At 62.1% G+C, this 25,384-nt stretch carries 19 protein-coding genes; 5 read left to right on the top strand and 14 right to left on the bottom strand.

Annotated elements, in window-relative coordinates; genetic code table 11:
- Positions 1 to 134: 134 nt before the first annotated feature.
- The gene (locus RIN49_RS09895; RefSeq protein ID WP_309120011.1) at positions 135 to 920 is read left to right on the top strand and encodes an SDR family NAD(P)-dependent oxidoreductase; all 786 of its coding nucleotides are present in this window, start codon (positions 135 to 137) and stop codon (positions 918 to 920) included.
- 43 nt (positions 921 to 963) lie between these two features.
- Here RIN49_RS09895 and dapF read toward each other — a convergent pair whose 3' ends face one another.
- From dapF to RIN49_RS09880, 3 genes are all read right to left on the bottom strand, one after another.
- Complete coding sequence (gene dapF, locus RIN49_RS09890) at positions 964 to 1,965, bottom strand: diaminopimelate epimerase (RefSeq protein WP_309120010.1); 1,002 nt, start codon at positions 1,963 to 1,965, stop codon at positions 964 to 966.
- A gap of 60 nt (positions 1,966 to 2,025) precedes the next feature.
- Entirely contained in the window at positions 2,026 to 2,763 is a 738-nt protein-coding gene (locus tag RIN49_RS09885; RefSeq protein WP_309120009.1) for a hypothetical protein, read from the bottom strand.
- Between the two features lie 93 nt (positions 2,764 to 2,856).
- The gene (locus tag RIN49_RS09880; protein ID WP_309120008.1) at positions 2,857 to 3,582 is read right to left on the bottom strand and encodes a YecA/YgfB family protein; all 726 of its coding nucleotides are present in this window, start codon (positions 3,580 to 3,582) and stop codon (positions 2,857 to 2,859) included.
- Positions 3,583 to 4,417: 835 nt separating this feature from the next.
- On the opposite strand from RIN49_RS09880, the gene RIN49_RS09875 reads away from it, so the two are divergent.
- The 3 genes from RIN49_RS09875 to RIN49_RS09865 are packed head-to-tail and all read left to right on the top strand — an operon-like array spanning position 4,418 to position 5,428.
- Positions 4,418 to 4,942, top strand: coding sequence for an accessory gene regulator ArgB-like protein (locus tag RIN49_RS09875; protein WP_309120007.1), 525 nt, complete (start codon positions 4,418 to 4,420; stop codon positions 4,940 to 4,942).
- 6 nt (positions 4,943 to 4,948) lie between these two features.
- Positions 4,949 to 5,071, top strand: coding sequence for a hypothetical protein (locus RIN49_RS09870; protein ID WP_309120006.1), 123 nt, complete (start codon positions 4,949 to 4,951; stop codon positions 5,069 to 5,071).
- Positions 5,072 to 5,092: 21 nt separating this feature from the next.
- The gene (locus RIN49_RS09865; RefSeq protein ID WP_309120005.1) at positions 5,093 to 5,428 is read left to right on the top strand and encodes a LytTR family DNA-binding domain-containing protein; all 336 of its coding nucleotides are present in this window, start codon (positions 5,093 to 5,095) and stop codon (positions 5,426 to 5,428) included.
- A gap of 24 nt (positions 5,429 to 5,452) precedes the next feature.
- Here the strand turns inward: RIN49_RS09865 and RIN49_RS09860 are convergent, their stop codons facing one another.
- From RIN49_RS09860 to RIN49_RS09810, 11 genes are all read right to left on the bottom strand, one after another.
- Positions 5,453 to 5,881, bottom strand: coding sequence for a DUF1801 domain-containing protein (locus RIN49_RS09860; RefSeq protein WP_309120004.1), 429 nt, complete (start codon positions 5,879 to 5,881; stop codon positions 5,453 to 5,455).
- 145 nt (positions 5,882 to 6,026) lie between these two features.
- Complete coding sequence (locus tag RIN49_RS09855) at positions 6,027 to 11,984, bottom strand: DUF3320 domain-containing protein (RefSeq protein WP_309120003.1); 5,958 nt, start codon at positions 11,982 to 11,984, stop codon at positions 6,027 to 6,029.
- Between the two features lie 233 nt (positions 11,985 to 12,217).
- Complete coding sequence (locus RIN49_RS09850; protein WP_309120002.1) at positions 12,218 to 13,165, bottom strand: DNA/RNA non-specific endonuclease; 948 nt, start codon at positions 13,163 to 13,165, stop codon at positions 12,218 to 12,220.
- Between the two features lie 114 nt (positions 13,166 to 13,279).
- Positions 13,280 to 13,447, bottom strand: a complete 168-nt coding sequence (locus RIN49_RS09845; protein ID WP_309120001.1) for a hypothetical protein — start codon at positions 13,445 to 13,447, stop codon at positions 13,280 to 13,282.
- A 20-nt stretch (positions 13,448 to 13,467) separates the two neighbouring features.
- Complete coding sequence (locus RIN49_RS09840) at positions 13,468 to 13,824, bottom strand: Rieske (2Fe-2S) protein (RefSeq protein WP_309120000.1); 357 nt, start codon at positions 13,822 to 13,824, stop codon at positions 13,468 to 13,470.
- A gap of 160 nt (positions 13,825 to 13,984) precedes the next feature.
- The gene (locus RIN49_RS09835; protein ID WP_309119999.1) at positions 13,985 to 17,116 is read right to left on the bottom strand and encodes a discoidin domain-containing protein; all 3,132 of its coding nucleotides are present in this window, start codon (positions 17,114 to 17,116) and stop codon (positions 13,985 to 13,987) included.
- 1 nt (position 17,117) lies between these two features.
- The gene (locus RIN49_RS09830; protein WP_309119998.1) at positions 17,118 to 18,971 is read right to left on the bottom strand and encodes an alpha-galactosidase; all 1,854 of its coding nucleotides are present in this window, start codon (positions 18,969 to 18,971) and stop codon (positions 17,118 to 17,120) included.
- A complete protein-coding gene (locus RIN49_RS09825) occupies positions 18,902 to 19,249 on the bottom strand; it encodes a hypothetical protein (RefSeq protein WP_309119997.1) in 348 nt (115 codons plus the stop codon). The genes RIN49_RS09830 and RIN49_RS09825 overlap by 70 nt, the downstream gene beginning before the upstream one ends.
- A gap of 26 nt (positions 19,250 to 19,275) precedes the next feature.
- Positions 19,276 to 20,934, bottom strand: coding sequence for an ABC transporter substrate-binding protein (locus tag RIN49_RS09820; protein ID WP_309119996.1), 1,659 nt, complete (start codon positions 20,932 to 20,934; stop codon positions 19,276 to 19,278).
- 121 nt (positions 20,935 to 21,055) lie between these two features.
- On the bottom strand, positions 21,056 to 22,792 hold the full coding sequence (locus RIN49_RS09815; RefSeq protein WP_309119995.1) for a cache domain-containing sensor histidine kinase: 1,737 nt from the start codon (positions 22,790 to 22,792) through the stop codon (positions 21,056 to 21,058).
- Positions 22,767 to 24,278: a response regulator gene (locus RIN49_RS09810; RefSeq protein WP_309119994.1), complete on the bottom strand. Its 1,512-nt coding sequence runs from the start codon at positions 24,276 to 24,278 to the stop codon at positions 22,767 to 22,769. The genes RIN49_RS09815 and RIN49_RS09810 overlap by 26 nt, the downstream gene beginning before the upstream one ends.
- Before the next feature lie 120 nt (positions 24,279 to 24,398).
- Between RIN49_RS09810 and RIN49_RS09805 the strand changes: the two genes are divergently transcribed.
- Positions 24,399 to 25,370, top strand: a complete 972-nt coding sequence (locus tag RIN49_RS09805) for an ABC transporter permease (protein ID WP_309119993.1) — start codon at positions 24,399 to 24,401, stop codon at positions 25,368 to 25,370.
- Positions 25,371 to 25,384 lie beyond the last annotated feature (14 nt).

Here is a 25,384-nt window from a genome sequence, read left to right as displayed (position 1 = left end):
GAAATTCGTCTCAGCTTCATGATAGCTCACCCTTTTTGAAAGCGCTATACATTTACGAAGAGAGGCGTGCGCTTCAGAATTTGGTATACTACTAGGGAATCAATGGGATATCGGGAAAATGGGAGGCACACGCCATGGATTTAGGCTTGCAAGGGAAAGTCGCCCTGATTACGGGCGGAAGCAAAGGGATCGGCCTCGCGACGGCGATGCGCCTCGCGCGCGAAGGCGCCGCCGTCGCCATCTGCGCGCGCGACGAAGGCCACCTGCGGGCGGCCGCGGAGAGAATCGTCGAAGAGACGGGGTCGACGGAGGTGCTGTTCGCGGCCGCGGACGTCACGAGGCAGGAGGATTGCGAACGCGCCGTCGCCGCGACGGTCGAGCGGTTCGGACGGCTCGACGTACTCGTCAACAATGCCGGCACGTCGGCGGCGGGACCGTTCGAGCGCGTGACGACCGACGCATGGCAGCAGGATCTCGACCTGAAGCTGTTCGGGGCGATCCACTGCTCGCGGGCGGCGGTCCCGCACCTGCGGAACGCCGGCGGCGGCGCGATCGTCAACGTCACCGCCTCGTTCGCGAAGACGCCGGGCGCTTCGTCGCTGCCGACGAGCGTCAGCCGCGCCGCGGGCATGGCGCTCACGAAGGCGATGAGCCGCGACCTCGGGCCCGACCGCATTCGCGTGAACACCGTCTGCATCGGACTGATCCGCAGCGACCAGATCGAGAAGGCGTGGCAGCGAACGGCGCCGGACCTTACTTGGGAGCAATACGCCGCCGATCCGCGGCACGACGTCCCGCTCGGGCGCATCGGCGACACCGAAGAAGCCGCGAACGTCATCGCATTCCTCTCGTCGAGCGCAGCTTCATACGTCACCGGTACGTCCGTCAACATCGACGGCGGCAAAGGGGCGGCGTTATGAAACAAGCGCGGCCCTCCTGGAATGGAGGGCCGCGCTTCCATTTTTACAGCTTATAAAACGACGCCAGATCGATCTCGCGTCCGACCGACGCCACCAGCTCGTCGTACTGTCGGTTTTCCTCCTCGAAGTACGTCCGCTCGCCGACCGTCCAGCCGCTCGGATCCGCCGAAGGGACCGTAAGCGTCGTTTCGAACACCCAAGTCGCGTTCCCGATCAAGTGCACGCTCGCTTCGCCGCGCGCGATGCCCTCGGCGTCGCCGTCCACCAAGCAGTTCACCATGCCGCCCTTGTTGTATACCTTGATCGGCACGTTCGGGTCGCAACGGTCTAGCAAGCAGGAAACGAAGGACGACGCCGACATCGCCGTGCCGCACGAGTTGGTGATCCCGACGCCGCGCTCGTACGTCAGCACGAACACCGAATTCCGCTCCAACACCTTCAGGAAGCTCATGTTGACGCCGCGGGGGAATACGGTTCTCTCCCGGTTCGCTCGCTCCGCGATGTCGAGAAGCTCCGGCTCGAACGTATCGACCACCGCGATCGCGTGCGGGTTCGGGATGCTCGCCGCCGTGAACCGCAGCGTCGGCGACAGCTCTTCGATCGGCTGATCGATGTGAGGATCCACGCTCGAAATCATCGGCAGCGACGCGATCGCGAGGCTCGGCTCGCCGATCGTCACGTCGAACGTAGGCACGTTCGGGAACAGGTCGGCGACGCGGCGAATCGGGATGTCCCGCTTCATCGTCTCGATGACGACCTCGTCCTTCCCGAACAACTCGCATACGTAGCGGCCGACGCAGCGGACGCCGTTGCCGCACATCTCGGCTTCGGAACCGTCCGTATTGAAGAAGCGCATCCGCGCGTCCGCATGCTCGCTTCGTTGGACGAAGAGGAGGCCGTCGGAGCCGATCAGCTTCCCGCGGTCGCTTAGTTCCGTCACCAGCTTGACGCGCAGCGCCTCGTCGATGTCGTAATCGTTCGAGATTTCGTCGATCAGGACGAAGTCGTTGCCCGAGCCGTGACACTTCAGCAGTGTTATATTCATGAAAGATCATACTCCCCGGATGGATATATCTCTATATTGTAACGATTCGGCGCGCGCAAGTCATCGGTTTTTTTCGGCCTCGGCGCGAATCAGTCCTTGCGGCGCATACCGGTAATCCGTCGTCGTCTCCGTCGACGACGAGTACGCCTCGAAGACGTCTGCATCCGGGACGTACCGAACCGAATCCGCGTCCAACGCCTCGTTCACGTCGGCGAACTCGAACCGCTCGCCGTCCCAACGGTATACGTAGGCTTGCGACGGCAGGCCGTGCGCGGACACCACCTCTTCCGCGCCGTCCCCGTCAAGGTCGACCTCCGAAGCGTTCCCCGTGTCCACGCGAAGCAGTACGACGTCGCCTCCGGCCGAATCCGCGTCCGCGTACACCGCCACGGGCGCGTTCGCGCCGTAGACGCCCTTAAACCGGATGACGCGCTTCCCGGCTAACGAAATTTCCGCGATCGACAGCAGCTCGTCGTCGTATGCGGGCTGCGGTCCGCCCACCGGACCGACGCCGCGGGCTCGCTCCTCGCCGTCGAAGGCGATCGCGCCGTACAGATGCTCGGAATCGTCCGCGATTGCGTACACGTACGCCGTGCCTCCCTCGATCGGTCGCTCCAGAATCGTCTCCTCCCATTCCCCTGGACGCGGCGCGGGCAGGCCGATATCGGACGATTCGATTGTCTGGAAAGACAGCGGGATCGGGGCATTCTCTATCGGCGACGCCTCGTTCTCCGCACACGCTACGACCGTTAACAATAAGCCGGCGGCCGACAACATTCCAAATTTGCGATGCTTCATGCGATGATCCCCTCCTTCGATTATCCATTCTGCCCAATCTTCGTACGAAACGTCAGCTGAGCGAAGGGAAGTCAAGGACAAGGAGCTGCCACGTTATGCGCCGCAGCACTTCTTATATTTCTTCCCGCTGCCGCAGGGGCAAGGATCGTTACGCCCTGTCTTGGCGGCCGCTGGAGCGGAAGCCCCTTGCAGCCGCCGCATCGCGTTCCCGACGGCTTCCGCCTCCTTCGTCAGGCCGGCTTCGAGATAAAGATCCTGCAGCCGTTCCATCGCAGCGGTACGTTCCTCCAGCCCTTCGACGGCGAGCGCACGCAACAGCACGTCGATGCCGCGGGCCGCGTCTTGGACTTCCTGTTCCCCAAAGCTCCCGTACTGCTCCGCCCAGCCGATCCACCCCCACGCCCAGGTCGGATGCTCCTCCGTCAACGTCCGGAAGATCGCCTCGCCTTCCCGGTAGTCGCCAAGCTTGAATTGCGCTTCGGCGATCGCCCGGCGCATATGCAAACCTTCCGGATCGTTCGGATTCGCCATTCTCGCCAAATACGCGCTGCAAAAATCGACGCACATTCGGGCGTACCCGCGATCGTCGAGGATGGCGTTATGCAGTTCCATCTCGAACCGCGGCGCCCAGTTTTCGATGGACTGCTCCCCGTCGAATATGGGGTCGAATCGGTCCACGGTCGCAATCTCGCGCGCGTCCATCTCCCGTTCGATCCCTTCCCAAACCTGCATCCATACGTCGCAAGCTGCCAGCGTATCGCCATCCATCGACAGCTTGTACCCCTCTTGCATGCGTTCGTCCAACGCCTTCAACGACATGGGCGTTCGCCTCCTTGGCTCTCGTTTTCCATTCCATCATTATAACACTGTTCCCATCGATCTATGAAAATAGCAAATCCTGCTAAAAATAGCTTGTTCCCTTCCAAATCATAGGGTATATTTTCATTAAGAGCAGGAACGATTTAGGGCGATAAGCATTCGACCCGGAATCTTCCGCGAGGAGACGCTTCCACTATGGAATTCACACTCTTTATGATTTTTTCTTTTTTAGAAACCGCTGCTCTTTATTACTTTATGTTTCGCCTCTTTAAATTGGATTTACATCTTCCGTCCATCTCCTTCGCGGCATTGATCGGCTCGTATACTTCTTACACCCTGCGAATTACCTTCGAGTTAACTTACGTCGACATTGCCGTCCAAATCTTACTAGTGATCGGCTTTTTGTGGTTATTGTTCCAGATTCCCTTTTATTTTTCGATTCTCGTAGCTTGCACTAGTTATATTGCTTTTGTATTCATTCAAATCCCAATATATTATCTTGTGACAACTGCGATTGTTTCGCCTGCCGACGTCGAACCCTCGGAGTTTTCCCTATTCGCCATCCAAGTATTATCGGCGGCGGTAGTCATGTTAACAGGATGGCTGCTGCATAGAAGGAGAATTGGATTCTCCTTCATCCCGCACAGTTCATTTGTTCCGGTAAGACTGAGATCGTACCAAATCGCGCTCCTCATCTTATACTTTATTACGTTTTGCTCCGTTCCCGCAGCTTACTTTTTACTTCAATACAACCCGATCTTCTCGATAACGCCGCTCGTTACCGGTCTTTTGTTACTATTTTGCTTATATGCCGCATATAGGAGCGATCGGAATTATGATTGAAACGACGGCGAACCGGATTGCGGGATGGATCGACCGGAATACGACATCGAAGAGCTTTCCAATAAGTAAGGAAGTATTAACGTATGCGTTGAAAATCTATATGAATGGCTTCGCGATTGTCGTCGTTACCCTCTTGATCGGACTTTTTGCGGGAAAACCGATAGAGTCTGTCATCGCGCTTCTCTCATTTTCTTTGCTCCGCGCCTTCAGCGGCGGCTTTCACTTCAAAACGATGTCGGGCTGCTTCCTTATTTCAGTAGGAATTTTTGGGACAGTTCTTTTCATCCCTTCGCCCGATGTGTGGATCCAATATATTTTACTTTCCGTATCCATCTTGTTGGCGATTGGATTTGCACCGAACGCTTCCTTCGACCCTATTGCGGGGAACCGACTTTTTCCATACATGAAGTGGATTTCCGTCGGGATGATTGCGTCGAACTTCTTTGTTGCATCCTGGGTTATTACCCTATGTTTCTTTATACAGTGTTTGTCGTTGATCCCGTACCGAAGGAGGTGAGTGGGAATGAAGAAGCAAGTGGCAAGACTCGCAGCAGCAGGGCTTGACAGAAGTGCGCGCTGGTTTGTTAAAGGCTTCAAATTATTTGTCTTCAGCCCGGAAGTACCGAAGGAATTGAGCAAGGAGTAAGTACATTGGGGATGGGACATGATGAGGGTGCTTCGTCGAGACGGAACCGTCTGCGAATTGAGTGAAGATCAGATTCTATATATTACGACGTTCCAGAAGGTGATTACCGTTCACACTCGCGACGGGGAGTATATTTTCCCGACCACGTTCGAGCATGTGCAGCGCGTCATCGAAAGTTTGGGATTTGCCAAGCTCGACCGCTCCTTCCTTGTACAGTTGGAGAAGATAAGCCGGTACGACGCGGAACGCCGCGTCGTCCATTTCGACGATGCCCCCGGCATAAGCGCCCCCGTATCCGAGCCCAATGTCGCCAAAGTCGTAGACTTTCTGAAAGACAAAAAATCGGAGACCCCGTAGCGGGTCTCCGATTTTTTCGTGCGCTTACGAATGCGGGTAGGTTTCTTGAAGGAATTCGACGGAACGAACGATCAGCTGTTTCATGACCTCGACGTCGATGTCGTCCATCTTGTTAATGTAGACGCAGCCCTTCCCGGCCGTATGCTTGCCGAATTGCTGCAGCAGCGCCCCTCTCGCTTCCTCGTCGCCCGGAGCGAAGTACAGACTGATCTTCGCTTTCCGCGGAGAGAAGCCGACGAGCGGCGCGTCGCCCTCGTGGCCCGAGGCGTACTTGTAATGGTAGGAGCCGAACCCGATCATGCTCGGTCCCCACATTTTCGCTGGAAATCCGGTCGTCTCCGTGAAGAGGTCCAAGAGCCGGTAGGCGTCTTCCCGCTTCTTCGGTCGGTCGACCTGCTCGATGAACTCGATGACGCTGTTCTCGGTTTCCTTCGTCTTCAATTCGTATGCCATCCCGTATCGCTCCCTCTGCCTCCGATAGTTTCAGTGTTCGAAAGCTCCGTTTCGAACATCAAACCATTCCTCCGCTCCGCTGCGGAATCCCTTGGCGATGCCCCGGTTAACCTTGCGGAACAGCCTCGGGACGTACCGGAGGCGGTTATGCGCCGCCGATCACGCGGTCTTGATCGTCGATGGATACGAGTCCCCGCTCGAGCGCAAGCTCGAGGCCCGCCTGCATCGCCTTATCCAAGGCTGCGCCGGTCCGCTGGTAGCCGAACGCCCGCGCCGTCTCCCGCAGCAGATCGTCCCGTTGCAGGCTGATATGCGCGGCGAGCAACGCCTTCATCGCGGCGGCCGCCTCCTCCGGAGGCAGCTCGTCGGCGCTTCGCCGATTCGTCTCTTGGCTGCTCGTACGGTACGTATCGTACGTCGACGGCACGGCGCCCGCCGGCCAATAATACGCCGTGCCGTTCCGCTCGGTGCGGACGAGACGCAGGCCGGCGAGCAGCTCGTCGAGCCGGCGGTCGATTCTCGCGCCGGCGCGGGCGATGCCCCAAGCCTGCAGCACTCTCTTATTCAATAGCGCCCGGCAGATCGGGCCTTCCGCGTCGACGACTTGGCGGAGCTGATCCTGAATCAACCGATCGCGGCTCGGCGAGTAGAACTCCTCCGTCGGCAGCGACACCGACTCGAGCGCGCAAGGCGCGTACTCCGCGACCGACGCAAGCGCCGCCGCGGTCGCGGGGGCGACCCCTTCCGCCTTCGACGGAGGGGCGTCGAGCGGCGCCCCGGCCTGCGCCGACGTCGTCTCCGTCGGCGGCGGTGCAGGCGCGGGTGCGGGCTCGGGCGGGAGCGCCGCAGGCGCCGCTAGGGCTCCCTCGATCGCCGCGACGATCCGCTCGAGCTCCCGCTCCGGGTTCTCCCACCACTCCAGCGACCATACGTGGTGCAGCTTCCAGCCGAGCTGGGTCAGGACGTCCATGCGCAGCAGATCGCGATCCCGAGCGGTAGCGGCGGTCCGATATGTCGCTCCGTCGCACACGATGCCGAGCGCGAACGAGCCCGGACGCCCCGGGTGGACGACCGCCGCGTCGATGCGGTACCCGGAGCAGCCGACGCGCTCCTCGACGTCGTACCCGCGCGCGCGCAACGCTTCCGCGATATACTTTTCCACGCCGCGGCTCTTCGACATCGCCGCGGTTTCGGTGCGGAGCGCAAGCGCCGATCGACCCTGCGCCGCGTATTCGAGGAACGCCTTAAGGCCTGCCACCCCGGTCGCGGCGGTGCGGGACACGTCCAGCTGATCCGGGCGCAGCGTCGAAAACACGAGCATCTCGCGGCGAGCGCGGGATACCGCGACGTTCAGGCGGCGCCAGCCTCCGTCCCGGTTCAGCGGCCCGAAGTTCAACGTGACCTTCCCGCTCGCGTCCGGGCCGTATCCGATCGAGAACAGGATGACGTCGCGTTCGTCGCCCTGCACATTTTCCAAGTTTTTCACGAAAATCGGTTCCGCGGCCTCCATGGCCGCCGATTCCGCGTCCGGGTTGGCGCGGAACGCCTCGTCCAACAAATCCTCGATTAAGCTTTGCTGTACGGAGCTGAACGTGACGACCCCGATGCTGCGCGACGACGACTCCGGATCCTTCAACCGGCGCAGCACTTCGGCGACGACGGCTTCGGCTTCCGCGCGATTCTGCTTCGTGCGGCCGCGGTCGTAGACGCCGTCCACGGGAATCCACCGCACGCTCGACACCCGCTCGTTCGGAGACGGGAACGTGAATAACTTGTTCTCGTAATATTGCATGTTGCTGAAGGCGATCAAGCTCTCGTGCCGGCTCCGGTAATGCCACAGGAGATGGCCTTGCGGCATGCGGAGCGCGAGGCAGTCGTCCAACACGCTCTCCATGTCTTCCTTCAAGACGCTCCCGTCGTCGTCTCCGTCCGCGGAAGGCCCCGAGGAGAAGAAGCTCGTCGGCGGCAGCTGCTTCGGGTCGCCGACGACGATGACGTCGCGACCGCGCGCCATCGCGCCGACCGCCTCGCTCGTCGGCATCTGGGACGCTTCGTCGAAGACGACGATGTCGAACGGCGGCAGCGACGGATCGACGTACTGCGCTACGGAGATCGGGCTCATCAGCATGCAGGGGCAGAGCCGGCGCAGTACGTTCGGAATTTGTTCGAACAGCCGCCGGATCGAGACGCCGCGCCCGCCGCTGCGAATCGCGCGCTCCAGAATGCCGAGCTCCGAGCTCTGCACGGCGGCCTGACCGCCGGCGTTCGGCACCTTCGCCGACAATCGCGCGACGATCTCTTGCCTCGTCAGCTCCTCGTACCGCCCGGTCGTCTCCCGGAACGCGGCGATCGTCTCCTCGAACAGTCGGCTCGAGAACGTGCGAAGCGTCTCCTCCGACGTGACGACCGCTTCCGCCCAGGCGCGGTACAGCCCGCGCTCGAACGCCGACACCGCCTGCTCGTGCGTCACGCGGCCGCTCTCGTACGCGTCGACGAGCGGCGCCAAGCCGACGGACAGCGCCTTCTCGCGAAGGCGCCGCCACGCGCACCAATCCCGCAGGCCGTCCAAGTTCGACTGCCAGCGCCCGAGCCGCTCTCGCAGCGTCTGGAACCAGCTGTCCCCTTGCCGCGCCGCATCGTCGACGCCGAGCTTCGCCGCGAGCTCCCGTTCCGTCTCTTCCATGCGGCGCCACGCCTCCGCGAAGCCGCGCAGCATCGGGCCGTACCGTTCTAGGAACGTCTCGCTCCCCGATTCGAACCGTTCCGCGACGGCCGACAGCAGCTTCCGCTGCGCTTCCCGATCGGCCGCGACCGAAGCCGTCAGCTGCGGCGCCTGCTCCGCCCAAGCGGCGAGGCGCTCCAGCTGCCGCCAATCGGCCTCGCCGCCGGCCCATGCCGCTTCTCCGACGATCGGTGCGGCGAATGGCGAAGCCGCCTGCACGGCGCGCTGCTCCTCCTGATAGCGAACGAGATCCGCTAACCGTTCCTCGACCGACGCCTTCTCGAGCCGGCGACCCGGCGCCGCCATCGAACGCAGCAAACCGAGGATGCGGCGCTGCCCCAGCCAGCGCGGCAGCAGCCACTGCAGGTTCGCCTGCCGCCAAGCCGCCAGCGCGCCGGCCGCGTCGAACGTCAGCGCCGCCGGCGCGAACCAAGCCTCGAGCTCCGCGCGCAGCGCATCCTTCGCGGCCCCATGACCGGCGACCGTCTTCAGCTTCGCCGCCGCGTCGTCGATGCGCTCCTCGCGAAGCAGCGCGTCGACGCGCGAACCTGGCGCCGACAGGAGCCACTCGCACAGCTTCGCGAGCGCGTCCAGCTTGGACGCCCGTTCGTCGGCGAATGCGATCGGCAAGACGCCCCGCAGCTCCTCCAACGCGCTCGAGCATGCCGCCAGCTGCCGCTCGAGCTCGGCGGACGTCGATGCGATCGAGGAGCGGAGCGTCGGCGTGTACTCCGTACAGGTCGCCTCCCGCCAAGGATGCCGGTGCGGATGGCCGCAGCCTTCCGCCGCCGCGCGAAGCGCCTTCGCCGCGTCCTCCCGACTCATGCGCTCGTCGTCCGCGAGTCCGGCAACGTCCTCGGGTGCGAAGCCGACGACGTCCGGCGCCGCGCGCACCGACTCGTACCGCGCGAGCGCCTCGTACAGCGACAGCCCGAACGAACGCTTCCGATGCAGCGCCTCGACGTACCCGTTCAAGGCGCGGCGCGCCTCGGCGAGTCGATCCGCCTGCTTCGCCCACGCTTCCGCGGAACGCGCCCCGCCCGCTTCGAGCGCGAGCCGCAGCTGCTCGAGCACCGCCTTCTTCTTGCTCTTGTTCGAATGCAGCTCGAGGCTGAACGGGTCGAGCCCGATTGCGGCCAGCCGCCGCTGCACGACCGTGAGCGCCGCCATCTTCTCCGCGACGAACAACACCGTCTTGCCGTTCGCCAGCGCGTTCGCGATCAAGTTCGTGATCGTCTGCGACTTGCCCGTACCCGGAGGCCCGTGCAACACAAAGCTGTTCCCCGCGCCGGCCGCGGCGATCGCCGCCAGCTGCGAGGAGTCCGCGCTGATCGGGACGAGCAGCTCCTTCGGATGGAACGTCTCGTCGAGCGTCGACGCCTCCGGGAAGGCGTCCGGCTGCGTCCACGTCATCGAGCCCGCCACGAGGCTCGCGACGACTTTGTTTTTGGCGAGGTCTTCGGCCCGCGAATGGATGTCGTTCCACATGACGAATTGGCTGAACGAAAACAGCCCGACGTACGCCGCCTCCATGACGTCCCACCTCGGCAGCGTCATGACCGCTTGGCGTACCGTCGCGAAGATGCGCTTCAGGTCGACGCCGTTGTCGTCCTTGGGCAGCGTCTCGAAGCCGCCGATCGCGATGCCGAAGTCCTGCCGCAGCATCTCGAGCAGCGTAATGTTGAACTGCGGCTCCTCGTCCCGCGCCCGCAGCACGATGCCGCTGCGCGACGTCTTCCGCACCAGCTCGACCGGCAGCAGCACGAGCGGCGCGTACCGCGGCTTCTGGCTCGCCTCCGTCTCGTACCACTGCAGCAGCCCGAGCGCGAGGTACAGCGTATTCGCGCCGTTCTCCTCCATCGCCGCCCGGGATTGCCGATAGAGGTGAACGACCCGGTCGTTCAGCTCCCGCTCCGTCAGGTCCGCCCGCAGCCACTTCAGCAGAAACTCCTGCTTAATGAGCGCCGCGACCGGGTGATCGCTCGCGATGCGGCGGTACAGCTCCGCGTCGCGCGGCGTGTCGCTCCAATCGCCGGGCATCGGCAGCAGCTGGAATTCGTCGTTGCCGGCGAGCGCGTCCTCGAGATCGCCTAACTGCGTGCTCATGACCGGAATGCTCGAGCGCGTCGCCCGGAAGTTGAGCAGCGTGTTGCGCAAGCTCAAATCGAGCAGCCTCCGCTCCCATTCGCGCTGCTTCGTCATCGGCAGCGGGGTAACCTCCTGCGGACGGTCCAACACCTCGAGCGCCTCCGGCACGGCCCCCCGCAAAGCCGAAGCCGCGGCTCCGGCCGAGCCCTCGTCGTCGCCCCGAATCTCCCAGCCGTTCGGCGTCGGAACGCGCAGCGGCAGCGGTCGAATCGAGCTCGCCCTTGTCCGTTTCACGTCGACGAAGGCGAAGAAGCTCTCCGGATCCGCGAGATGTCGCTCCGCGAGCCGGGCCGCGTCCTCGAAGGAGACCGACTCCCCGCCTCCGGCCGTCGCCGCGGTGGACTCGATCAGGCACACCTCGTGGATGCCCGGGGCCAGCCGCTTCGTCAGCAGCGACAGGTCGTCCTGTACGCACTCCGCGAACGTCTCTTCCACGAGCCACGCACCGACGAACGCATGCCCCTTCGTAAAGACGATGAGCGGATGCAAGCCGACGGCTTCGAGACATGCGGCGAAGGCGACCGTCATATCCAGGCAGTTGCCCATCTTCCGCCCGAACAGCGTATCCGGCAGACGAACGCGCTGCCCGATCGGCTCGAAGCTCGCCGGCGCCACCGCGTACGTTACCTGCTCGTTCTGCAGCGCCGCGTAGATCGCCGCGACTTGACGGCGGACTTGGTTCTGGTCCTTCGACTGATACGCGGTGAAGGACGCCCGGCCGTCCCACATCGTCAAAATATCGGCGGCGGAACGGACGATTCGCGCGATCTCCGGATGGTTCGGCGCGACGAAGGCCGCGATCATCTCCGGCAACGCCGCGAGACCGCTCCATTCGTCGAAAGCGAGCACGTCGACCGGCGCCGACGCGGCGAACAACGTCTCCCGGCCCGCTTGCGCATCCGCGCCGGCCTCCAAAGACGCAGGCTTCGTCACCGTAATCTCCAAGCTGCCGGCCACGCGCTCCGTCAGCTCCGCCAACGCCGTCGGCGACAGGCGCAGGTCGACGACGCCGACGTCCACCGTCGCCCCCGCCGGAACGACATCCAACGTCTTGCTCCAAGGCGACGCGAAGGCCGGCGCGGAAGCGATCGACACCGTCACGTCCTCCAGGTCGGCGTCCCCGCCGTTGCGCAGCCACAGTTTTCGTACGACGGGCACATGATTTTGCTGCATCGCGAAGTTGACCGTCCGGCCGTACTCCCACCGGCACTCCAGCGTCGTCTCCCTCGTCACTCGGCACATCCTCCTTCGGTTCCCTGCTCTTCCACGAATCTGAATAATTAGGTAAATATTCGACGACATTAACCGATTTCCCTTGTTTTCCTTCTGCCGAATCCTGGATGACGCAGGTCCTTCCTATACGAACGTCAGCGAAGCCTCGCACCGCCCTGCCCGGCGCCGCGAGCAAAAAAATAGGCCCCCGTCGCCGGAAGGCCCGCCCGAAATGCAACTTCGTCTCACGAAGCTTATGCGTAATCGACCGCGATATGAACGAGGGGATGACTGCCCTTGATCGCGGCGTTAATGCTCTTCAACGCCGAATCGTCGAGGTCCGGCGCGTTTTCTTCATACAAAGCTTCGTTGAAGTCGTCGATGCTCGAGGCGCTGCTGCTCAGATGATTTAAGAAATGGACAAGCTTCGTGCCTTCGCCCATGCCGAGCAGCAGCGCCCACGTCGACGCCGTCATTTCGTCCAGCGTCCTCGTCTTGATGCCTCCGGCGAACTGCGGCGGGGTCAGATCGAGCGAGGTGCCGCTCTTGGCCGTCGGTACCCAGGCTTGCTTCCCCGTGTCGTAATATTGCGAGATCCCCTGAATCTTCTTCGGGAATCCGCTCGGATAGCTGGCGTCGTAGGTCACGTTGGTTTTCGTCCAGATCCATTCGTTATTTTCGTAATGCGACTTCAAATCCGTCTCGTACCCGCTCCACGTCGAGCCGGTATTGATCGCATGCGTCGTCGGAACGAGGTTATTGACGTTGTTGCCGGGGCCGCCTACGTTTTCGTTGATCAGGTGGAAACGAACCCAAGCCCCCTTCACCTTCCCGGCATTGGACAACACATGGTTCCAGCCCTCGGGCTTCACGGACGGCTGACCGCCTTTGAGTACGCCGGGATGGTTTTTCTTGTTTTGAATTTCCGGCGCGCCCGCCATCGATCCGTTCGCGTTATTTTCCCACTTCGGGGTCGTCGGCTGCCCTTCCTTCGCGGTGAGCTGCACGACGTCTCGGCTCGACTTGCGCTGGATCGGGTTCGCGCCGCCGCGCGCCTGCAGCATCCGCACCATCGCTTGATTCCCGACGAGCGACTGCATCTGCAGGAGGCGGCGATCGGCCGCCGGACCGGCGTCGCGCCGAGTCGATCCTTGCCTCGGGGCGGCGTAATCGACCGACGGCTTCGACGTGTGGCGAAACATAATGTCAATTCCCTCCGTTTCCTTGCAATTCCCTTCCATTATACACCTCCGGCGAACGGAACGGTTTGAAAAAATAAGAAGGGGCAAGTCCCCTCCGGACGGCCCCTCCTATCGTTACAACGCGCCGATCTCCCCCATTCGTCTATAGGGCAGACCGCCGCCCCTGAGGCCCGCTTGGCTCTTCCAGGTCTCGTCCAAATACGGGAACAAATCGTCGCCGCTGCGAAAGCCGTTATGCACATCGCAGTCGACGATGCCCCGAATGTCCTTCTCTTGCGTCATGGCTGCGTCCTCCTCTTCTCTTACGTTCCTAGCGCGATGCGCACTTGCCCGTTCGACACTTCCACGGCGTAGCTCCGGACGCGGACGCGGTCGCTGAACAGCGACTTCCCCGTCTTCAGATCGAACTCCCATCCGTGCCACGGGCAGCGGACGATCTCGCGGTCGCGGCCGTAAGTAAACTCGTACACTTGCGATTCGAGCGTCGTGCCGCATACGGGTCCGGCGCACAGCTCCGCCCCCTGATGCGGACAATAGTTCTGGATCGCGTAATACGTTCCGCCGACGTTGTAGACGCCGATGGAGCGCCCCTTCACTTCTACGATCTTCGACGTCCCTTCCGGTATGTTTTCTACCGCGGCTACCGGATACAGTTCCATGGCGTCTCCTCCCACGCGTCTTTCGCTTGCTTCCTATTATATCGGGGTCGGCGGGCGGTTTCGTAGGCCGAAGGTTTGTCTTTGGGGGCAACTTCTTTTACTTTTTCGACGGAAAAGACCGCATCCTCCGCCTGAGGATTCGGTCTTCTCTAAAGTCGTATTATTGTTCCGAATACAGGCTGAACACCAGGTCGCGCCGGCCGCCGTTTTCGGTGATCCAAGTGTTTCCGCCGTCCGACGACAGCCGCTCGTAACCGTCCGCATAAGAGTCGTCGTCATTGTACGCGAAGCCGTATTGGTTGTCCGTGGACCCGGTATCCGCCGACTTCGGAGACTTCAGGACGAGCCCGTATCGAAGGTTCGTATCTAGATTTTTCAATCTGGGATAGATCGAATACGGACTGACCGTCCCCGGAATGTTATACGCCGGCAGCGAAGCGGTGAACAACGTATCCAGCGGCTCGTCGTTCGCGTCCAAGGTCACGATGTCGAAAAAGTACGCGTCCGCCGGAACGGCATTGACGTAGCTCTCATAAATGTACACGTCCAGCTTCGGCAGATCGCTGTGCTTGAGCGTAAACACCTGCATCCGCTGCACCTGCGCGCGAATGTCGGAGTAGCTAGCGTACGGCGCGTTACTGTTGTCCTGCACAAGCGTCGGACCGCCGTTTCCTTCGATGTAATAGGCTTCAACCTCTTCGATCGAAGGGAGGATATAATTGCTCCTCAGGGAGAGACGCAGCTTCGTCGTCCGCACGGCATCGAAGTCGATGACCTTGTCGTCGCCTAACGTGAACCCTTTCGTCAAGTCGACGAATTGCTGCCGCTCGGCATCCCAGTACTGCAGCGCCCAGTTCGCGGTCTGAAAGTAATCGCCCTTATGCTCCTTGACGACGACCCGGTTCACCGCCGTCTCCGCGCCGAAGTCGACCTCGACCCATTGATCGTCCTTCGCCCCGTCGGCCGCGCTCCATCGCGTCCGCCAATCGCCGTCCGTCAGCTTGGACGCTTCGTACCCGGCGCCGCTCCAAGTCGAAGACGCGGTCGCCGGCTTCCCGAGCGCGAGGTTCGCCGGCGGCGTATCGTCCTTATGCCCCTGCCCGCCGCCGCGCTCCACTTTTACGATCGCAGCGCCCTTCGGCGGAAGCGTATAGCGGAACTCGCCTTTCGCCTTGCCGAGCTTGCGCCCGCTGTACAGCTCCGTCAGGGCGTAGTTGCCGTTCGGGTCGAGGCCCAAGTCGCCCAACGCTACGCTCAGCTCCAGCTCCTCCGCCGCGCTCCAGTTCGATAATCCGACGATCGCATCGCCGCGATCGTCCAGGTAATGAATGACCGAAGGCGAACGCTCGCCCTTGTGGTACACGTTCGGCAGGTCGAGCGGCTTCGCCGCCTTGCCGGTCGCGACCAGCTTCAGCAGCTCCTCGTTTTCCAGCAAGCGCATGCGATCTTCGGCGAGGAACGGGAAGTTGTCGCCGGCGAGCCAATGCCCGCCGCCGAGGGCGACGGTCGTCCCGAGCAGCTTGCCTTCCTTCTGGCTGAACTTATACCAGAACCCTTGCGCGAAATTTTCCGGAAGAATCATGTCCGCATCGTTATATTCGTACAGCGTGCCGTTCGTCCACCACGACGCCGCGCTGTTGAACGCCTGCCGCTCGAGGCCGGAGTAGCCGTCTACGCCGATCGTCGTATCGCACGCCGCGCGGCGGCCGTGCGCGAAGGCGGCGGGCAGCAGCGGCGCGATCGACTCGTTGATGTAGATCGGGCGGTCGGCCGCGAGCACCGTCTCGCGAATGATGCCCATGCCGAGCCGATACGCCTGCATCCCGTTCATCGACGGGTCGAAGCGCGCTCCGTCGTACATGCCCATGTCGATGAAGTCGAGCTTCAAGTAGTCGAAGCCCCAGTCGATATATTTCTGTATCGCGCTCCGAAGCGCGGCCTGCGCCCCCGGATGCGTCACGTCCATCGCGTACGTGCCGAGGTACGTGCGAATCAGCTCGCCGTTCTCGTCGCGCAGGCAGATGTCCCGATGCGTATACGGCGTGCCGGGGATCGGCAGATCCAGCCATTCGTTGTAGATCGTGAACGGCGTCTGATACCCGCCGACCTTCAGCCCTTTAGCATGCACATAATCCGCGAACTTCTTCATGCCGTCGTCGAACGGCAGTCCCGCCTCCGGGGTAAAGCCGCCGTCGAGGTTGAAATATTCGTAACCGAGCGGCTGCAGATGCTCCGCCATGTAGTCGACGAGCGGGTACATCGCTTCCGCGGACGCGTAGCCGTAGTGAGAGTAGTACGTGTTGAAGCCTATGGGCACATCGCCTTCCCACGCCATGCGCGGCTCGCCGATGTTATACACGTTGCCGTATTCCTCGAGGCCGGCTTGGTAATCCGCATAGTATCCGAAGAAAAATTTGTCGGACGCCACGGCCGTTCCTCGCTGCGAGCCTCCCCAGTTATAGACGCTAAACTCGGTCAACGGGCCGTTCGGAGCCGCCGCCTGGCCGAGCTTCTGCGCGCTCTTCCAGTTGACCGCCGTCGCCGCGCCGGCCACGAGCCCTTGCCTTCCGGCGTTGTCGAACACCGCCGCCACCCAGTGGCTGACGCCGTTGAACGGCTCCCAACGCAGCTGCTCGCCCTCGAACCGGTCCGCGCCGTTCTGGCTGTGGCCGAAGTCGTGGACGGGCGCGACGCCGAAGTCGAAGTTGTTGCTGTACGGCGTCGTGAAGATGCGGCGGTCCGTCCCCGCCTCGATGTCGAGGAACGGCGCCGCGATCGGCTCGAGAATTTCGATGTCCAAAGCGTCCGGGCTCTCCACCGTCAGGTCGGTCAAGAAATACGCTCGGTTCGGGTACAGCTCCAGCGACAAGCGGATCGTCGGACCGGCTTCGAGCGCGCTCGAGATCGTAAGCCGGACGCCGTCGCTGCCGTATCCGTTCGTCTCGATGCCCTCCCATGCGGCCGTACGCGCCGCCGGGTCGGAGGACCGGAACCGCGCCTGCGTCCCGGCGAGCTTGTAGTTCGAGTGGAAATCCCGGATCGCGAGCTGACCGTTCCAAGCGACGCTCCCGAGGCCCGTCGCGAGATCGTAGGCGACCGTATACGAGCCGTTCGTCGCCGTTACGACGCCGTCCTTCTCTTCGACCGACACCGGTGTTAGGCTCGGCTTGACGCCTGCCTCGTTCGCAGCCGCATTCGCGGTCGCGGTCGGCCGCGTCTCAAGCATCATCGTCACTCCCATCCCGAGGATCAACAAGACCGCAAGGGTGCGAAACCATCGATTGTTCAGCATGTTACGCCTCCAGTGCTCTGATTCGAATCAAGAGACTGTCGTAATCGCCGCGCATCGGCAAAGGAACTCCCGCATGCATCAAGGTGCTGCCATGCGCCGTCGCGACGTGCTCCCCGATTCCGGTAATCTCGTAACGCTTGTCCTCGTCCAGTCCCTGCAGCCGCAGGGCGGGCAGCCGTCCGGCGAATCGCTGGGCGTGCAGGAACGCGAACGCGACGCTCTCCGTCCGCTCCTCGTTCACGTATTGCACCGCGGCGAGCGCGGAATCGCGTTGCGTCGATAGACGGTACTGCATGCCCTCTTGCACGAGCGGTCGAATGTCCTTATACAAGGCGATATGCTTCGCCGCCTCTTCCAGCTCCGCGTCGGACCATTCCTTCAGGTTGCCGCCGACGCCGAGGGAGCCCGTCATCGCGCTGCGGAACCGGAAGGACAGCGGAAGCCGGCGCCCGTTCAGCCCGTTGGGCGAATCGGTCACCCAACACATCATGACGCGCGGGCTGTATACGTACGTGAAGCCCTCTTGGATCGCGAGCCGGTCGAACGCGTCCGTATTGTCGCTGGGCCACGCCTGATCGGCGAAGCGCAGCATGCCGAGATCGATGCGGCCGCCGCCGCCGGCGCACGTCTCGAACTCGACGCGCGGGAACCGCGCCCGCAGCTCCGCCCAGATGTCGTAGATCGCCTGGACGTGCCGGATCCAGATTTCCTTCTGCCGCTCCGGCGGAAGCCCGGCGCCGAGGCCCGGTTCGGTGATCGTCCGATTCATGTCCCACTTGACGAAGGCGATCGGATGCTCGCTCAGCAGCCTCGTCATGAACTCCAAAATATAGGCCCGCACTTCCGGCAGCGACAGGTTCAGCAGCAGCTGATTGCGCAGCTGCGTGCCTTCCCGCGTCGGGAAGCCGTACACCCAATCGGGATGGTTCCGGTACAGCTCGCTGTCGGGATTGACCGACTCGGGCTCGACCCAGATGCCGAAATCCATGCCGAGGCGATGCACCTCTTCGATCAACGCCCCGAGCCCGTTCGGGAACTTCTCCGGATTGACCGTCCAGTCGCCGAGCCCCGCTCGGTCGCTATGCCTCTCTCCGAACCAGCCGTCGTCGACGACGAATCGTTCGACGCCCAGGCTCGCGGCTTTCCGAGCCAGCTCGATCTGCCCCGCCGCCGTTACGTCGAACGTCGTCGCCTCCCAGGAGTTGTACAGCACCTTGCGAAGCGCCCGGGACGGCAGTACGTGCTCTCGCTGGTACCGATGCAGCGTACGGCTCATGCCGCCGAAGCCCGCGCCGGTGAAGCCGCCGACGAACGCCGGCGTCCGGAACGTCTCCCCGGGACCGAGCCGCCATTCGCTGTCGAAGCCGTTCATGCCGCCCGTCACCCGGACGTGGCCGAAGCTCGACTTCTCCGCGACGATGCTCCAGTTCCCGCTCCAGCCGAGCGCGCCGAACCAGACGTCGCCCGACCGCTCCGTCGCGTCGCCGCCGTCGATCGCGAACCACGGATTCGCATGAGGACCGGTGAAGCCCCTGCGCGATTCGATCGTCTTCTTGCCCTCCGACAGCATCGTCTCCCGAAGCTGGAACTCGCCGGCCCAGCGGCCGGTCACATGCGTCATCCGATAGCGGGGACGCACGGGAACCGACCAGGCGGCCGATTGGAACGACTCCAGCACGATGTCGTCGGCGCCCTCGTTCACGGCTTCGGCGTACCGCTCGATCAGGTCGAGCGCGGGGAACGTCCGATAATGGAGATGCACCGTCAGCGGGTAACGCGCATCCTTCATCGTGACGACCAAGCGCTCGCCTTCCGAGGCGTCATCCGCATCGACCCGCCAACGCTCGAGCCGCATCGACAGATCGCGCACGCCATCGGCGAAGCGAACCTTAAGGCCGGGCTCGACGTACCCGACGCCGCCCAGAAGCTGTACTCCTCGTACTCGCGCTCCACCTCGGCGTCGAACGAGCTGTGGTGGACGCTGCGGAGCCGAAGGGCGCTTTCGCGCCCGACGATCCGCTCTCCCCAGTGCAATTGATGCAAGATGCCTCGTTCGTTCAACCCGAAGACGTAGGACGTTCGGGCGGTTTGAATCTCGAACAGCCGTAAATCCTCGTGTACGGCAATCGTCATGCTCGATCCCTCCGACGACGACGCGCTTATTTCCAAAGCTCTTTGCGCTCGTTGTAGTTTTTCGTGTAAATGTTCTCGAGCTCCGGCAGCCCCGCCGCCTCCAGCTCCTTCATCATCGTCTCGTACAGCGCGACCGCCTCGGCTTCGGACGGCGCCATGACCATTCTCGGGAAATACTTCGAGGACGTCTCGTTCACCTTCTGCTGCATGATCGCTTCCGGCGTGCCGCCGGCCGGTCCCAAGTTATCGTAAGGCGCCGTATCGAAAGAGGAATCGGCCAGGTTCTTGATCGCGAGGCTGGACACCGGATCCGTCTCGTAACGTCCGATCAGATCGTACGGCGTGCCGTCGGAGCCCGGACCGTTCTTGATCGTCCACGTCCACTTGCGGATGCCCGTCTCCTTGGAATAGTTGGCCCAATCCTTCTTGAAGCCTTCGAGCACTTCCGGTCGAGGCGTATGCTTGCCGTCCTTCATGTCCCAGTGGACGCCTTCGACGCCCCACATCATCAAATACTGCCCTTCCTCGCTGGCGAGGAAGTCGAGGAACCGAATCGCGCGGACCGGATCCTTATTGCTCTTCGAGATGCCGATGCCGTCCCAGCCGAGCGAGCTCTTCGGACCGTACGTCGTCTCCTTCGGATCGACGCCCGGCGCGACGACCTTGTACGGGTAAAACTGCGCTTCGTCCTGCGTCGCCGGGTCCGCGGCTTCTTCCTTCAAGATCGTGTTCGGCTTGCCGAGATTCCAGAACGCGTCCGCCGTCGAGAAGAACGCGCCGCTCGCAAGCTTCTGCTCGTACTGCTGCGTCTTGTTCGTCGCCCATTCCGGATCGATGAGTCCGTCGCGGTACAGCGAGTTCATGAATTTGATCATCTCGATATATTTCGGATCCCGGACGTCGCTCTGCAGACCGCCGTCCGTCTCGTAGTACGGGCGGATGCCGAACATGCCTTTGAACGTGCCGGTGATGGCCCCCATGTTCTCGCCGTTGAACGTCATCGCGTACGCCGGCTTGCCGTCGACCGCCGGAGCTTTCGCTTGATACGCCTTCAGCAGCGCCACGAACTCGTCGGCCGCGAACGCCTCGCCGTTATCGACCTTGGCGCCGGCGCCCAACTCCTTCATGACGTTCATCCGCATCAGGAATCCGAAGACCGGATATTGCTCGAGGCCGTACCAGTTGGCGAGGTAGTAGTTGTTCCCGTCCGCCGACCTCGTCTTATTCAGCATGTCTCCGTACATTTCCTTAATGTTCGGACCGTATTGGTCGATCAAGTCGTTCAGCGGCGTCAGCGCGCCCGCGGCGATATACTTGTCGAGAATGTCGCCGCGGCCGATCGCGAGGAAATCCGGCAAGTCGTTGCTCGCAAGCATCAAGTTCAGCTTCTCCGAAGGATTGCCCGTCGGCTGCTGAATTTCAAGGAATACGCCGGTTTTCTCGGTGATCGCCTTCGCGACGGGATTGTCGAATTTGTCCCCGACGTTCTTGTCGAAGAACGTGAACGTAACCGGGCTCGTATCGGGAGCGCCGCCCTCGGCTTCGGTCGGGGCGCCCGCGCCGTCCGTCCCCCCGTTGTCGCCGGACGCGCCGTTCTCGGGAGCCGCGCCGCCGCTGCATGCGGCCAGCAACGCCACAATTGCCGCCGATAGGATCGCCAATCGGAAATGACCCTGAACCTTCATCGTATCTCTATTCCTCCTCCGTTGAGTTGACAGCGGTTCCATTCGCTGTGGACCCATTGTACCTACCCGCTCTCTCGGTTATCTATAAAACAAAATAACGAAACGTATCGGAAAACGTCTTTCATAGAAACCGCGTCGTCTTCGGAAGGCGGATGCGCGCCGCCGTCCCGATGCCCGGCCGGCTGTACAGCTCGACCCCGTAACGCTCCCCGTACGCCAATCGAATGCGCCGGTTCACGTTGTAGATGCCGTACCCCGCCGGCGGCTCGTCCGAAGGCTCGGCGAACGCCGACAGCCGCTCGGCCGTCTCCCGCGGCATGCCCGCGCCGTCGTCGACGACGGCGATCAGGACGTCGTTCCTGTCCTCCGCCAGACTCACGACGATGTTGATCGCGGCTTCGTCGTCCCAGATCGCGTGATTGATGCAGTTCTCGATGAACGGCTGGATGATCAGCTTCGGCGTCGTATACGGGAATAACGACTCGTCGAGCGCATAGTGGACGCGGAACATGCCTTGGAACCTCATTTTCTGAATAGAGACGTAGTGCTCGGTCAGCTTCAGCTCGTCCCCGAGCGTGACGCTCTTCTTCCCCTTGTTCAGCGAGATGCGGTAAAACCGCGCCAGCTCGTCCGCCATCCGGTGCACGTGCGGCGTCTTATGCTTGACCGCAAGCGCGGAGATCGAAGCGAGCGCGTTGTACAGAAAGTGAGGCTTGATTTGCGCTTGCAGCGTAGTCATCTCCGCTTCGCTCCTCAGCAGCTCCTTCTTGTACACGTCTTGAATTAGGTCTTGGATCGTGGAGGCCATTCGCTTCAGCGCGATCGCCAGCTGTCCGATCTCGTCGCCCCCCATCGCGCGGTCGGGAAGCTCGAACGTGCCGCGCTCGACCTTGCGGATGAACTGCAGCAGCGTCTCGATCCGCTTCGTCATCAGACGGCTCGTGAAGAAAATGAGCACGATCGCGGCGGCGATGCACGCGAGCGAAATGAGGAGCATGTTCGTCGACGCCTTCCGCGCGTCCCCCAGCAGCGTCGCGTACGGCAGCAGGACGACGGTCCGCCACCCGTTCGGCAGCGCCTTCGTCACGACCATAAACTCCGTCTTCGACACGTCCAGCTCCGAGACGTTCGTTATCCCCCGATCCTCCAAACCGGAGGTAATGATGTCCCCGCGTTCGTCCGCGAGCAGGATCGTTTTGTTTTGGTTCTCTTTCTCGATCAGCGAATACAGCTCGCGCTCCGAGATCTCCATCGTCAGGATGCCGTACGGGAAGTTGAGGCTGAGGTAGTTGAGCGAGCGCGCCAGCGTCACGGTCCTCTCCCCGTCGTCCGCCCGCGACAGGAACGACGTAATGTTGCCTTCCGCCGCGAACGTCTCCGCGCGCAACCGTTCGGGAAAGTCGTCCATGTATTGAATAAAAAAGCCGTCCGAATGCAGCGTCTTATTTTCCGTGTAAATCGAGATCGACTTCAGGTTCGGGTTCATCGCGAGCATCTTGTAGAGCGTGTCGTTGATGTAATCGTATGCGTCGAGATAGTGCAGGTCGTTCTTCTCGTACCGGTAGGACAAATAGTTGCGCATCTGTTCGTCCATGTAGATCAGCGTGGCGATCTGGGAGTACATGCTCAGCCTGTTCTGGATATTGTTGTTGATCTGATCGATCGTGCTGCCGATGTTGTCCACCGCCTGCCGCGTCAGCTGCTCCTTCACCGTATGATACGAATAGGCGACCAGGAACGAGATCGGCAAGAACGTGACGAGCAAATACACGACGAACAGCTTGCTCCGCAGCCGCTGATCGCTCATCCGCCGACGGAGCGCCGCGAACGGTCTATAGAAACTTTTTGCGATACTCATTCGGCGTAACCCCTTGGGTTTTATAGAACAGGGAACAGAAATACGACGTATTATCGTACCCGACGCCGCCCGCGACGTCCTTGATCTTCAGCGATCGGTCGCGCAGCAGCTCGAGCGATCGCCGCAGGCGGACCGACGTCAAGTAATCGTGAATGGTAACGCCCCGCTTCTCCTTGAACAGCGACCGCAGGTAGTTCGGAGACAGGTACGCCTTCCCGGCCAGCGATTCGATGGTCAGCGGCTCGGCGTAATGCGCGTCTATGTACGCCGCGACCTCCGTCACGACCTGCGCGTTCCGGTCCCGCGCTTTGTCTTCGACGTATGCGCAGACGTTTCGGAGCAAGGAGGCGACATACGTCTTCGCCTCGCCGATCGTCCGCTGCGCCTCGACCGCCCGGCGCCACGACTCGAAGCCGCCGAGCCCCCGTTCCGGCCAATCGCCGTACTTCTCGAGTTCGGCGGACAAGCCCTGCAGCCACTCCGCCGCCCGCTTGCATACGAGCTCGCGCGGTACGCGCCGCTCGGCCATCCGGTCGAACGCCGCCTCGATCGCCTCGAGCAGGCCGGGCAACCCCTCCGGGCTCATCTTCGCCGCTACATCGACCATTCCGTCGTCCCCCTCCTCGGCCTCCAGCGGAACCGAGGTCTCTCCAGACCGGTAGGCGCGGCCGAAGCCGTCGTAGAAGCACTGTTCCGCCGCAAGCCTCGCTTCCGCAAGCATGTCGGGCGCATCCGACAACGGGCCTGCGCGGTTGCGCACGCCGACCGACGCGAGAAGTCCTCGCTCGGCGAAGGCGGCGGCCAGGCGGTCCCACGCCCGCCCGTCGGAAGCGCTTACCGAAATCGCGACGAAGCGCTCGCCCTCCCCGGACGTCGCGACGACGACGTCGTCATCGGCCGCTCCCATCGCTTCCCTCGCGAGCCGATCGATCGCGTCCGGGGCGGCGGCGCAGCGAAGCACCCCGCCTTCGAACAGGCGATCGCGGTATGCCGGCGCGACGCCCGTCAGCTCGCCCCAAGCCGATCGGCGGCGTTCCGGGTCGCCGGCCGTCAGCAGCGCCTCGACCTGCTTCTCGACCAACGCTTGCTTCGATCGCCGAACCAGCCGCGCCTTCGACACCTCGGCCTTCACCTTCGCCATGACGTTCGCGAGCTCCCCCGGATCGATCGGTTTGAGCAAATATCCGATCGCCCCGGATTCCAGCGCCGACTTCACGTATGCGAATTCGTCGTGCCCGCTGAGGAACACGACCTTTATCCCATCGAAGCGCTCTTGCACGAGCGCCGCGAGCCGCAGCCCGTCCATGATCGGCATGCGGACATCCGTCAGCACGATGTCCGGCCGCAGTTCCTGAATTTGCGCCCAAGCCCGCTTCCCGTTCCGCGCGGCGCCCACGACCCGCAGGCCCATGTCCTCCCACGCTATATGCTCCTGCAAGTGCTCTAATTCCACGACCTCGTCCTCGACGAGGAAGATCGTATTCACATCGCATCTCTCCCTGTTGAAGATTAGACGTTTTCCCGTATGAATCCGCACATTGTATTATTGAGAGCGCTTTTCCGAAACCCGTATAATTTCCTCATTCCCAACGAACGAGGTGTACACATGGAACGTGCGGCAACGATTCCCCCGCAACGGACGAAGACCGAACGACGGCGCAATTGGAAAACGGTTGTAATCGAACAGCGATATCTGCTGCTGATGCTGCTGCCGGCCCTGCTCTGGGCGATCTTCTTCTGCTATTTGCCGATGGCCGGCCTGTACATGGCTTTCGTCAACTATCAGCCGTCCCTCGGCGGCTTCTGGACCAAGCTGTTCCAGAGCGAATTCGTCGGCTTGGACTGGTTCCGGTACTTTTTCCAGAACGGCGATTTCTACAAAATCATGCGCAACACGATCGCATCCACGATGCTGACGCTGGTCATCTCCTTCCCCGTCCCGATCCTGATCGCGATCGCGCTCAACGAGGTACGAGGGGCGCTGTTCAAGAAGACGGTGCAGACCGTGTCCTACCTGCCCCACTTCATCTCTTGGGTCATCGCGGCGAACATCATCGTCACGATGCTGTCCTCCGGCGGCATCGTCAACGACATTTTGAAATGGCTGAACCTGACGGATACGAGCATTCTGTTTTTGCAGGAGGGCCGCTATTTCTGGTGGATCGTGGCGCTCGGCAATACGTGGAAGGAGATGGGCTACAACTCGATCATCTTCCTCGCGGCGATCTCCTCGATCAACCTGGAGCTGTTCGAGGCTGCGAAGGTGGACGGCGCCGACCGCTTCCAGCAAATCCGGTACATTACGCTGCCGCATCTAAAGCCGACGATCGTGATTCTGCTTATTCTGGCGCTCGGCGGCGTCCTGAACGCGGGGTTCGACCAACATTACCTGCTCGGCAACGGGCTGAATCAAGACTTTTCCGACGTGCTCTCCACGTATTCGTTCCGCTACGGCCTGCAGAACTCCATGTTCTCGTACGCTTCGGCGGTCGGCTTGTTCAACTCCGTCGTCGCATTCTTGATGGTCGTCTTGGTCAACTACGCATCCAAGAAGCTGAACGATCAATCGCTGTTCTAACAAGAAGGAGGCTT

Origin of the sequence: Paenibacillus sp., from assembly GCF_031177825.1 — a bacterium.
Lineage (GTDB): Bacteria > Bacillota > Bacilli > Paenibacillales > YIM-B00363 > Paenibacillus_AE.
This window is presented reverse-complemented; position numbering and strand designations above follow the sequence as displayed.